This is a genomic window from Myxococcales bacterium, assembly GCA_022184915.1.
Taxonomy (GTDB): domain Bacteria; phylum Myxococcota_A; class Polyangia; order Fen-1088; family Fen-1088; genus JAGTJU01.
The window spans coordinates 751,199-762,554 of record JAGTJU010000001.1; the positions used below are offsets into that span (position 1 = coordinate 751,199).

General features: G+C 66.4%; 9 protein-coding genes. 6 read left to right on the forward strand and 3 right to left on the reverse strand.

Annotated elements, in window-relative coordinates; all coding sequences use genetic code 11:
* Window positions 1-5: 5 nt before the first annotated feature.
* Window positions 6-2,195: a bifunctional alpha,alpha-trehalose-phosphate synthase (UDP-forming)/trehalose-phosphatase gene (locus KA712_03150; GenBank protein ID MCG5051934.1), complete on the forward strand. Its 2,190-nt coding sequence runs from the start codon at window positions 6-8 to the stop codon at window positions 2,193-2,195.
* Window positions 2,196-2,217: 22 nt separating this feature from the next.
* On the opposite strand, the gene KA712_03155 is transcribed toward KA712_03150, so the two are convergent.
* Window positions 2,218-2,469: a hypothetical protein gene (locus KA712_03155; GenBank protein ID MCG5051935.1), complete on the reverse strand. Its 252-nt coding sequence runs from the start codon at window positions 2,467-2,469 to the stop codon at window positions 2,218-2,220.
* A 98-nt stretch (window positions 2,470-2,567) separates the two neighbouring features.
* On the opposite strand from KA712_03155, the gene KA712_03160 reads away from it, so the two are divergent.
* From KA712_03160 to KA712_03175, 4 genes are all read left to right on the forward strand, one after another.
* Entirely contained in the window at window positions 2,568-3,113 is a 546-nt protein-coding gene (locus KA712_03160; GenBank protein MCG5051936.1) for a ubiquinol-cytochrome c reductase iron-sulfur subunit, read from the forward strand.
* Window positions 3,110-4,873 (forward strand): cytochrome b N-terminal domain-containing protein, encoded by a 1,764-nt coding sequence (locus tag KA712_03165; GenBank protein MCG5051937.1) that lies wholly within the window; start codon window positions 3,110-3,112, stop codon window positions 4,871-4,873. The genes KA712_03160 and KA712_03165 overlap by 4 nt, the downstream gene beginning before the upstream one ends.
* 168 nt (window positions 4,874-5,041) lie before the next feature.
* Window positions 5,042-6,391, forward strand: a complete 1,350-nt coding sequence (gene trkA / locus KA712_03170; protein ID MCG5051938.1) for a Trk system potassium transporter TrkA — start codon at window positions 5,042-5,044, stop codon at window positions 6,389-6,391.
* Between the two features lie 6 nt (window positions 6,392-6,397).
* The gene (locus tag KA712_03175) at window positions 6,398-7,861 is read left to right on the forward strand and encodes a TrkH family potassium uptake protein (protein MCG5051939.1); all 1,464 of its coding nucleotides are present in this window, start codon (window positions 6,398-6,400) and stop codon (window positions 7,859-7,861) included.
* A 24-nt stretch (window positions 7,862-7,885) separates the two neighbouring features.
* On the opposite strand, the gene KA712_03180 is transcribed toward KA712_03175, so the two are convergent.
* Both KA712_03180 and KA712_03185 read right to left on the reverse strand, forming a co-directional pair.
* Window positions 7,886-8,716 carry a hypothetical protein gene (locus tag KA712_03180; GenBank protein MCG5051940.1) on the reverse strand — a complete coding sequence of 277 codons (831 nt, stop codon included), beginning with the start codon at window positions 8,714-8,716 and terminating at the stop codon, window positions 7,886-7,888.
* 57 nt (window positions 8,717-8,773) lie between these two features.
* Entirely contained in the window at window positions 8,774-10,006 is a 1,233-nt protein-coding gene (locus KA712_03185; protein MCG5051941.1) for a sigma-70 family RNA polymerase sigma factor, read from the reverse strand.
* A gap of 149 nt (window positions 10,007-10,155) precedes the next feature.
* Between KA712_03185 and KA712_03190 the strand changes: the two genes are divergently transcribed.
* Window positions 10,156-11,349, forward strand: a complete 1,194-nt coding sequence (locus KA712_03190; GenBank protein ID MCG5051942.1) for a HupE/UreJ family protein — start codon at window positions 10,156-10,158, stop codon at window positions 11,347-11,349.
* Window positions 11,350-11,356: the final 7 nt, after the last annotated feature.

An 11,356-nucleotide genomic window follows, 5' to 3' on the forward strand; every position in this document is an offset into this window, starting at 1 on the left:
AAGGGATGTCTCGCGTGCTCATCGTCTCGAACCGGTTGCCCATCTCCGTCTCGAAGCGCGAAGAGGGAATCGAGGTGAGCCGGAGCACGGGCGGTTTGGCCACGGGCCTTTCGGGCGTGCATGAAGCTTCGGGAGGGCGCTGGATCGGCTGGCCGGGCGTGGCCGACGACGCCTTGAGCGACGCTGACCGTCAGCAGCTTGGCCCCCGCTTCGAAGAGCTGCGGGTCGTGCCCGTGCCCCTCGCCGAGGCCGAGATTCACCGCTACTACGAGGACTTCTGCAACGGCATCCTCTGGCCTCTGTTCCACTACCTCATGGGCAAGTTGCCCCTCGAGTTCGATGGCTTCGACCTTTACGAGACCGTGAACCAGCGATTCGCCGACGCCATCGTGGCTAACCACCAGCCCGGTGACGTCGTCTGGGTCCACGACTATCACCTCATGCTCGTGCCGCAGATGGTGAGGGAGCGCTTGCCCGACGCCACGATCGGCTACTTTCTGCACATCCCCTTTCCCTCGTCCGAAGTGTTTCGGACTTTGCCGTTCCGTGAGCGCTTGCTCGAGGGCCTGCTTGGCGCGGATCTCGTGGGCTTTCACACCGCCGCGTACGCCCGCCACTTCACCTCGTCCGCGCTGCGGGTCCTGGGCGCCACGTCGGACGTGACCTCGTTGCAATGGGGCCACCGCCAGGTGCACACGGGTGTGTTTCCGATGGGCATCGACGTCGAAGGCTACCGCAATGCCTCGGCCAAACCCGAGGTGAACGCGCGCGCCGAAGAGCTGCGGGCACGCGACGGCAACAAGCTCGTCTTTGGACTCGATCGGCTCGACTACACCAAGGGCATCCCCCGGCGGCTGCTGGCGTTCGAGCGGTTGCTTCAAAGACATCCCGAACTGCATGGCAAAGTCCAGCTGGTGCAATGCGGGACCGCCTCGCGGACGAACGTCGAAGCGTACCAAGAGTTTCGCTCTCAAGTGGAAGGCCTCGTGGGACGCATCCTGGGCACCTATGCCACGCCCGACTGGGTGCCCGTGAACTACATTCTGCGTGGATTGCCCTTCGAGGAAAACCTTGCGCTCTACAAGGCCGCGGACGTCATGTTGGTGACGCCCATCCGCGACGGTATGAATCTGGTGGCCAAGGAGTTCGTGGCCGCGCGTGACGACGAAGACGGCGTGCTCGTGCTGAGTGAGTTCGCAGGGGCCTCGAGCGATCTGCCCGAGGCGCTCTCGATCAATCCCTACGACGTCGAAGGCACGGCCGAGGTGCTGTACCGCGCCCTGACGATGCCCAAGGACGATCGCCACACCCGCATGGTGGGCTTGCGCAAGCGCGTGCTTGGGGCCTCCGTACAGGCCTGGGCCGACCGCTTCGTTTCGACCCTGCGCAACCAGGCTCATCTGCATCCCGCCACCAAGCCCACGCGCTCCGACGAGCTCGCCCGTCTGCTCGCCCGCGTGCGGGACGCGTCGTCGCTGGTGTTGTTCCTCGACTACGACGGCTCCCTCGTGCCGTTTGCGCCCACCCCCGACCTGGCCAAACCCGACGAGGAGCTCTTGTCCCTGCTGCGGGGCCTGGCCGCGCGGCCCAACACCTTCGTCAACGTGGTGAGTGGCCGCGACCGCACCACCCTGGCGCGCTGGCTGGGGCCCTTGCCGCTTGCGCTTCACGCCGAGCACGGCAGCTGGTCGCGACCGGTAGGCGGCGAGGGCCGGGAGAACCTGATCACGGGGGTGCTCGATTGGCGGGAGCCCGCTCTCGAGATCCTGCGCGACTTCGCCGCACACACCCCCGGGTCGTTGGTCGAGGAGAAGGTCGTCGGTGTGGCCTGGCACTACCGCATGGCCGAGCCCGACTTCGGGGCGCGTCAGGCCAACGAGCTGCGGCTCCATCTGCTCGAGCGCTTCGCCAACGCGCCCGTCGAGATCCTTTCGGGAGAAAGAGTCGTGGAGCTCCGGCCGCACGGCGTGAACAAAGGGCGTGTGGTCGGCCCCCTGGCCGAAGCGCATCCGGGCGCGTTGCTGGTGGCGATCGGTGACGATCGTACGGATGAGGATATGTTCGCGGCCCTGCCGCCCGGGCACGTGGCCCTGCACGTGGGACCCGGGGCCAGCCGGGCCGAGTTTCGGGTGGCGGGCGTCAAGGACGTGCGCGCGTTTCTCAAGGGTGTGCTTGCGCCCGAAGGGAGTCGCTGAACTAAGTGGGCAACGCGCCGGTTCAGTCCTGCATCACCCGTTCGAGCACCAAAGTCACCTCGTCCTCGGCCGATCGACCCCGGTTCGCGGGCCGGATTGCCCATTCGGAGTGGCTCTTGAGGGCCTTTAGCGCCGCCTGGACCACCTCGGCCGTGAGGCTGGGCAGGGTCGCCGCCCACTGATAACCGTCTTCGTCTCCTTCGTACTCCGCAGGGAAGGTGCACCGCACCTGTAACCTCAAGGTGAACTCACGCTCTTCGACGTAATCGGCCATACCTGGGGCTTTAGCAAACGCTGGCGGAGTTCAGGGTGTCGCACGAGCCGCAAAAGCTTCGGTTGACGGATTTGGGGGCCGCGCGGCATGTTTAGCGAATGTTGTACGACGCGGCGGCCAAAGCCGACGAACGCCGTGGTTTTCTTCGCACCGTGACCGGCTGGCTAGGCGGATTGCTTGGCGCTGTGGTCACGTTGCCGGGGTTGGCCTTTTTGGCCCACCCCTTGAGGAAAGACACGGTCGACGGCGGAAAAGAACCTCTGGATGTGGGCGCTTCGGCGTCCCAGGTAAAGCCCGGGCAGCCGGTGATGGTGGATGTGCGCGGGGAGCTGCGCGACGCCTGGATGCGGACACCCGACGTGAAGTTGGGTGCGTGCTGGCTGGTGCGTGAGAAAGACGGGGACCCCGTGAAGGCCTTCTCGACGGTCTGTCCTCACCTGGGCTGCGGCATCGATTGGGAAGCCGACAAGCAGCAGTTCATCTGCCCCTGCCACGACACGTTCTTCGATCTGCAAGGCAAGGTCGTGACGGGTCCATCCCCGCGGGGCATGGATGAACTCGACGTCAAGCTCGAGGATGGCGGGCGGCTGAAGGTGGCTTACCGGCGGTTTCGCCTGGGCACGTCGAACAAGGAAGAAGTGTGATCCAGCTACCTCCTCCCTCGCGGCTCGAGCAGGCCAAGGCCTGGATCGACGACCGCACGGGTCTCATCACGGCCTTCCACCGCGCGATGAACGAGCCGATCCCCGGCGGCGCCAGCCTTTGGCGAACGTTGGGCATGGCCACGGCGTTCTTCGTGGGTGTGGAGTTCCTCACCGGCTTGCTGTTGGCGTTCTACTACGCACCTTCAGCCGCCAGCGCCTGGGCTTCCACAGCCTTCATCCAGGACGAGCTCACCATGGGCTGGTTCGTGCGCGGTGTGCACAGCTTTGGCTCGATCGCGCTCATCGTGCTTGCGGGGCTTCACCTCTTGCAGGTCGTTTTGTTCGGCGCCTACAAGCGGCCGCGCGAAGTGAACTGGCTCGTGGGCCTTGCGCTCATGCTCTTGCTGCTTGGCTTTGCGCTTTCGGGCTATGGCTTGCCCTGGGATCAAGCGGGCTACTGGGCCAAGCTGGTGGAGACCAGCATCCTCAGCACCACACCGGTGGTGGGACCTTTGCTCGAGCGCTTGGTCCAGGGGGGCTCGCAGTACGGCAACTATACGGTGCTGCACTTTTACGCCGCTCACGTCTTCGTGCTGCCGGCGCTGCTCATGGGCCTCATGGGCCTGCACGTATACTTGGCCCGCCGGCACCGGCCCACGCCGGCCTTCTGGATGGACCCGCACACCATCGTCGCGCGCACCGAGCCCTACTTTCCAGGTCAAGCGCTTCGTGACCTTTTGCTCTTCGCTGCGGCCTTGGCGGTGGTGATCGGCTTCGTCGTCGTCAAGGGAGGGGCCGCGCTGGAACCGCCCGCCGATGCGGCCAGTAATTACATGGCCAGGCCCGAGTGGTACGCCCTACCGCTCTATCAGCTGCGCATGTACTTCGAGGGTCCCCTCGAGATCGTGGCCACGATGGTGATCCCGGGAATCGTGGGCGCCCTGGTGTTCGGTCTGCCCTTCCTCGATCGTTCGCCGCACCTGTCGCCTGCCAAGCGCCCCGTGGTCATGGGCGCCGTGATGTTCGGGCTCTTCGCCACGTCGGTTCTGACCACCCTGTCGCTTCGCAAAGACGCTGCGGACGAGAGCTTCCAGCGTCACCGCGCCGAGGTGGAAGCCGAAGGGCTGCGCGCCCGGCGCCTGGCCGCGCGCGGGGTGTTGCCCTCGGGAGGCATCGACGTGTTCAAAAACGATCCTCAGTACGCCGTTTTGACCTTGTACAAAGAAAAGTGCGGCAGTTGCCACGGCCTTACGGGCCAGGGGGGGGACGAAGGGCCGGACTTTGCCGACTACAACTCGCGCGCCTGGATCAACGCGTTCCTGAAGGATCCGCAGGGCCCCCTGTTCATGGGACCGGCCAAAAAAGGTGACAAGGGCATGAAGCCGGTCGAGGGCACAGAAGAGGAGCTGGCCCTCCTCACTGAGCTCGTCTACGCCGAGACGGGCGCGCCCGACGTCAAAGCCGATGTGGTGGCCAAGGCCAAGGAGGCCGAGCTCTTCAGCGAAAAAGACTGCGATTCCTGCCACTACATCGAAGAAGACGACAAGGAGCTTGGCAACAGTGGACCCAACCTGTTCCAGCGCGGCACGGTGGAGTACGTCGCGCGCCTCATCGAGGCCCCCGATCACGAACTCATGTACGGCGAAAAGAGCGACATGCCGGGTTTTGCGGGCAAACTGTCTGGGGAGCAGATCCGTGACCTGGCCGCGTTCATCGTGGGCCTGAGGAAGACCTCGGGCGTGCCGGCCGCAGCCCCCTGAACGCAGCACCGCGCCTGGGGGGGCCGTTCACGCCCCCCCAGGCGTGTGCGCCCGCCGTCGGGAAGACCCCACGTCGTGGCCGACCGTCGGGGTCGGTTTGCCACCAAGCCTGCGGGCTTCTGTGGCATAGATAAGGCGGAGGCGCGAGCCTTCGGAAGAGGGCGGGACTTGTATATCGTCATCGTGGGCGCAGGCGAGGTGGGCCAGTACCTGGCGCGCATCTTCGTTGAAGAGCAGCACGACGTGGCCATCGTCGAGCAAGACGAAAAGCTCGCGCGCGAACTGGAGTCGTCGCTCGACGCGCTCGTGGTCCACGGCAGCGGGGTGAACTTCCGCACCCTGGAGAAGGCGCGTGTAAAAAGGGCTGATCTGGTCTTGGCGGTGACCCAGGTCGACGAGGTCAACTTGGTGGCTTGCATGACGGCTGCCAAGATGAGCCGGGCGCGCACGGTGGCCCGGGTGCGTGAAGTGGGCTACCTGGGCGGAGACCGCTCCCTCACCGCCCGCGAGCTGGGCATAGGGTTGGTCGTGGGGCCCGAGCGGGCCGTGGCGGAGCAGGTCGTGGAGTTTCTCAACTTCGACGGCGCGGGGCAGTTCTGGGATCTGTTTGGAAAAAACCTGCGGCTCATCGAGCTGCCGCTCGCCGAAGACTCGCCGTTCATCCACGAGAGCCTCGCCCAGCTTTCGGAGGTGATGCCCTCGCCCTCGCTGGTCGCTGCCGTGGCGGGCCGCGGCGGGCTCCGCATTCCGCGGGGCGACGATCGCATCAAGCAAGGCGAACGCGCGTATGTGCTCACGGTGCCTCGCAACGTCGAAGAGTTCCTGATCCTATCGGGCAAGCCGTGGCACCACGTGCGCCACGTGCTCATCATCGGGTGCGGCAACATCGGGTTTTATCTCGCGCAGGAACTCGAGCGCCGCAACCTCTTCCCCACGATCATCGAGCTCGATCGCGAGCGGGCGGACTTCGTCAGCCGCAACCTCGCCAAATCAATCGTGTTACAGGGCGACGGCACCGATCCCGATCTGCTTCGCGAGCAGCTGGAAGAGCGCGCCGATGCCGTGGTGGTGTTGATCGAGGACAACGAAAAAGCCCTGGTGGCGGGGCTGATGGCGCGGCATCTTGGCGCCAAGAAGATCATCGTTCGCTGCGACAAACGCGCGTATGAACCGTTGGGGCGCGACATGGGCATCGACGCGCTCATCAGCCCGCGTCGGGCGGTGGCCGATGCGATCTTGCAGTTCGTGCACAGGGGCAAGGTACAGCGCTCGCACATGCTGGGCGATCACGACGGGGAGATCATGGACTTCAAGATTCCAGAACACCCACGCAACAAGGAGATCGTCGATAAGCCCCTTCGCGAGCTGGACTTCCCGCAGGGGGCCATTCTGGGCGCCGTATGCCGCGGCGACCAGGTGCTGATCGCCGATGGCAACACGAAGCTTCAGCCCGGCGACGAGGTCCTGGTGGTGGCGGTGAGGGATGCGATCGGGGCGGTCGAAAAGCTCCTTGGCTGACGTCACATGCGCGCCGGCGTCCTCCTGAGAATCACCAGCCGCTTGCTCGGCTTCGCCGGCTTTTCTTTGCTGGTGCCTTTGGTCGTGTCGTGGTTCTACGGCGACGAGGTGTGGTGGGCGTTTGCTCTGCCGCTCGTGGCCGCGGCCCTGGGGGCGGTGGGGATCTCCCGCCTCTCGGCAGCGCGAAGGGCCCCCGCTGAATCGCTGCGGCGCCGCGAGGGCTTCGTGGCCGTGACGTTGGGCTGGGTGCTGCTGGTCCTGCTCACCGCCGTGGCGTTCGCGCTGACGGGGGCGTTCGAGACCTTTGCCGGGGCGTTCTTCGAGTCGATGTCCGGATACACCACAACGGGGGCCACGGTGGCACGCGACATCGAGGCGCTGCCCGTGTCCGTGTTGTTCCAGCGCGCCTTTTCTCACTGGATCGGCGGCATTGGCATCGTCGTGTTGTCGGTGGCCATCCTGCCGGAACTTCAGGTGGGCGGCATGCAGCTCTTCGCCGCGGAGTCGAGTGGCATCGACTCGGACAAGCTTGCCCCCCGCATCGCGGCGACGGCGCGGCGCCTGTGGGGGCTCTATGTGCTGGTGACGGGCACGGAGGCGGTTTTGCTCTGGCTAGCGGGTATGGGGCCCTTCGATGCGGTGACGCATGCCATGTCCACCATCGCCACGGGAGGCTTTTCGACCCGCAACGATTCCATTGCCGCGTTCGACAGCGTGTGGATCGAGCTCATCGTGATGGTCTTCATGTTTCTTTCAGGCCTGAGCTTCACGCTTCAGTACCGCGCGTTCATCCGGGGCCAGGTGCGCGTGATGCTCCGGGCGCCGGAGGTGCGCCTCTACGCCCTCATCATGTTGGTCGGCATCCTGCTCGTGACGGTGAACCTGCACTTGCAGGGGCGCTTCGAGAGCTTTGGGGGCTCTTTGCGCCACGGGGCCTTTCAGACCGTTTCGGTCATGACCACCACGGGCTTTGGAACGCGAGACTTCGATCTGTGGCCGGATTTTTCTCGGGCTTTGCTGGTGATCTTGATGCTGGTGGGGGGCTGCGCAGGCTCGACGGCCGGCGGCTCGAAGGTGGTGAGGCTCTACGTCGTCATGAAGCACGCCGGCGTGCAGCTGCAGAAGCTCATCCGCCCCCGCTTGGTACGCCCGCTGCACATCGGGGATCGCGACGTGCCTCGCGAGACCACCGAGGGCATTTTGGGCTTTTACCTGCTTTACATCGTGGCGATCACCGCGGGAGGGCTCATCATGACCGCGCTTGGCCTCGACCTGGTCAGCGGGTTTACGGCGTCAATCTCGGCGATGAACTCCGTGGGCCCAGGGCTAGGTACCGTGGGGGCGGTAGAGCCGTTTGCCGACGTGCCGGATCTCGGGCTTTACCTCTTGAGCTTCGGCATGCTGCTCGGTCGGCTGGAGATCTACACCGTACTGGTGTTGGTCGTTCCCCACTTTTGGCGGCGGGGGTAGGCCACCCGCGTCGGCACGAGCCGCTCAGGGTGAGAGCACCGGACGGCGTGAGGAGGGGGGCAGGGCGAAGAGCGGAAGCTGGGTGGCGCGCCGGCTCCGCTCTTGGGGCGCGCCCAGGCGCACGTTGAACTTCGTTTCGCCCGGACGGCTGGTGGTGCAAAGATCCGCCCAACCCAGGTGGTTTGCCAGGCGCGCCTGCACGGCCCGACGGGGGCCTCCGAGCGTGGTCCGGGTCCAAGCCGCCCGCAGGGCCTCGAGCAAGAGGTTGGCGAGCTCGAGCCCTTGCGTGCGCTCGAGACGATGAGGGATGGCCTTGTCGCAGGGGCGCAGGCGCCCGAACACCGGGCGCAACACGTGATCTTCCATCGCGGTCGTGGCCTGTTTTCGGCTTTCGTAGCCGCTGTGCTGAGCGTCGAGCCAGATCCGTACCGGCTGCGGCTCGTCGGGCTCGGCGCGGAGCCGCTCTGCGATCTGGGCGTGCAGGAAGTCCTCGAAGGCGCGCCGCTGGGTAGCGCCGTCGGACCCGGAGTCCTCGGGGAAGTTGGGCTCGGCGATGAACGCATCGAAGCTCAGCCAGGGGGTGGCAAAAAAGGCGTCCACGAGGCTTTCGTGGGCGGCCAGCGTATCGGCCTGCACGTGAGCCCACCCCAAGCGGGTCTCGTTCTCACGGGTGTCGCGCACCAGATGCTGAAAGTCGCCCCGCCGCTGCCAGTTGAGCCACAGCACACCCGCGCCCCAGCACGAACGCGGAGCCTCGCTGCGGGCGAGCGTGGCACACAGCAGCCAGCGACGAAGCCCCCGTTTTCCGCCCGCGTGGGGGAAAACGGCATCCGAAGGGGTGTCCGTTGGCGGCACGCCCCCATGATAGCGGCGGGGCGCTGCGGGCCCTAGCACGCCTGTGGACAACCGTGGCTACTCGTCTTGCCCAGGCTGCCAGCTCATCTGGATCTCCGGCCCGAGCTGCGCGACCAGGGTGTCCCGAAAGCGCTTTTTCAGCCGATCCGCGATCTGCCCCATGCGCTGCTTCGACACGCCGTAACGCGCGCCCAGCTCGGACAGCGGCACGGGATCATCGGGGGCCGCGAGGTGCTCGGACCACACGGCCTGCTCCCGCTCGTCGTCGAGCGCGGCGGCGAAGCTCTCCATCGCGCGGCGCACCCCCTCGGCCAGCAGGTTGCGTGAGGTTTGTTGCTCGGGCGACGCTTGATCGGGCGAGGAGATGCGCTCGGAGAGCGAGACCCCCTCGTCGTCGGGGCGTGGTTCGAGCGAAACCTCGCGCGACGCCAGGTGTTGAGAGACCTCGAGCACGTCCTTTTCATCGACGTTCAGGTTGGCTGCGAGCAGCTTCGGAGTGGGCTCGAAGCCCGCCGCACGGAGCTTGGCCCGCTCTTTTTCGAGGCGAAAGAACAGCTTGCGTCCCGCCCGCGTGTTGCCCACGTGGATGAGCCGGGCGTTGGTCATCAAGAACTTCAGAATGTACGCGCGGATCCAGTAGGCCGCGTAGGTACCAAAGCGCGTGCCGAGCTCGGGATCCCAGCGGCTGACGGCCTCCATCAGGCCCACGCTGCCTTCCTGGAACAGGTCCAGGATGTTGGTCCACGCACGGCGGTACTGATACGCAATCGTGACCACCAAGCGAAGGTTGTGGACCACGAGGCGGCGCGCGGCGCCGATGTCGCCTTGTCCACGGGCCGCGGCCACCAGCTCGCGCTCTTCCGCATCGGTGAGGCGTCGGTAGCTGCGCGCTTCGCTGAGAAAACGTTGCAACGGGTCGCGAATGGGCGCGAGCGGCGCCGGACGCTCGCCGGGCACGACCAACTCGAACTCGGAGAGCGGATCGTCGAAGGTTCCCTCGCCCGTTGCGCTGTCCTCGTCGTCTTCGTCGGACAACGCCAGCGTCTCATCGTCCTCGTCGCTCACGACGTCGCCCACCAGGACCTCGGGGGCCACGGGCGCCTCGAGCTCGTCGCGCGCTTCGTCCTCGTCGTTCTGGTCTCGCGCTCGATTGGGTTTGACCCGCACGAGTGCGCCCGTCGTGCTGTTCTTTGGGGTACGGCCCGGGCCCCGGGGTTGTGCGGCCGGAGAACGCACACCCTTCCTCTGGGGCACGCTGGCTTTGGGCGAGGGGCTCTTGCGGTCGGCCATCCGAGTCTCCGAGCGGGTCAGTCGATGTGTTGTATACAACGTTTGCTCGTCTCCTGCGGCCGCCCAGGTGCCTCTAGCGTAATGGCAGCTCGCGGGGCTGCCGCGGCCGGCGCATGTGCTGCGCATGATCTAGGATGCGGCCCTTCCTCATGAGGATTCACGACCGAACCGGGTTGGCGCCGGGGGCGCGAGGTGGTTCACGCCGCGTTCGCGCGGCGGTGGCAGCGCTGGGCCTTTGGGTATTGCTGCTGGGCGTGCGCCCGGTGCAGGCGCATAGCCGCACCTCCAGCTTTTCGACCATCGACATCGCTTCAACCGACGTCCGCTGGCGGCTGCGCGTCCGCGCCGTGGACCTGCTCGCCCCGCTGGGCCTTCCCGAGGCGGGGGGGCAACGGGAGATCGCGCAACGTCTCGCCCCCCTCCTCCCGGACGCCCGCACGTACGTCCGCGCGCGGGTGTTCGTGTCTTCCGGGCCGAAGCGTTGTCCGATGGTGTCGGCAGACGCCCCACGGCTTGCGCCCGCGGAGACAGAGGCGGCAACGGAGGTCATCTTGGGCTTCGTTTTCCGCTGTCCCGATCCAGGGCCGCTCACGCTAAGGCAGACGCTGTTTTTCGACCTGGACCCGCTCCACACGGGCTTCGCTCAGGTGAACCTCGCGGGCGCATCCTCCCTGGCCGAGGTGTTTCGCGCCGATCACCAGGAGCTGCGGGTGGCGCAAAGTGGGCCGGCGCGCCGTCTACCTGGGCAGGTCTTTCGCTTCTGGATCTTGGGGGTCGAGCACATCTTCACGGGCTACGACCACCTGGCTTTTTTGGGGGGCCTGCTGCTGGTGACGGCGCTGGCGGCGCGCAGCCGGGGGGCCAGCCCCGCGGTGGTGATGCCCCTGCGGAGCGCTTTGCTCGCGACGGCGAAGATCGTCACCGCGTTTACCCTGGCGCATTCGCTCACGCTGGTCGTGGCCGCGCTGTGGCCCCCGCTCGTACCCACCCGCTTCGTGGAGCCGATCATTGCGCTATCCGTCGCGATCGTGGGGCTCGAGAACCTGCTGCCGCGGCTGCCCCGGCACCGGGCGGTGTTGGCCTTCGCCTTTGGGCTCATCCACGGCTTTGGCTTTGCGTCCGTGCTGCAGGAGGTCGGCCTGCCGCGAGAGGGTTTCCTGGCCGCCCTCGTTGCGTTCAACGTGGGGGTGGAAAGTGGGCAGCTGGTGGTGGTGGCGGTGGTGCTCCCGGCCCTTGTGACCTTGGCTCATCGCCGGCCCCGGCTTTACGAGCGTGGCCTGTTGCCGCTCGGCTCGGCGGCGCTGGTGGTGGCGGGGCTTTGGTGGCTGATGCAGCGGCTTTGATGCGGTC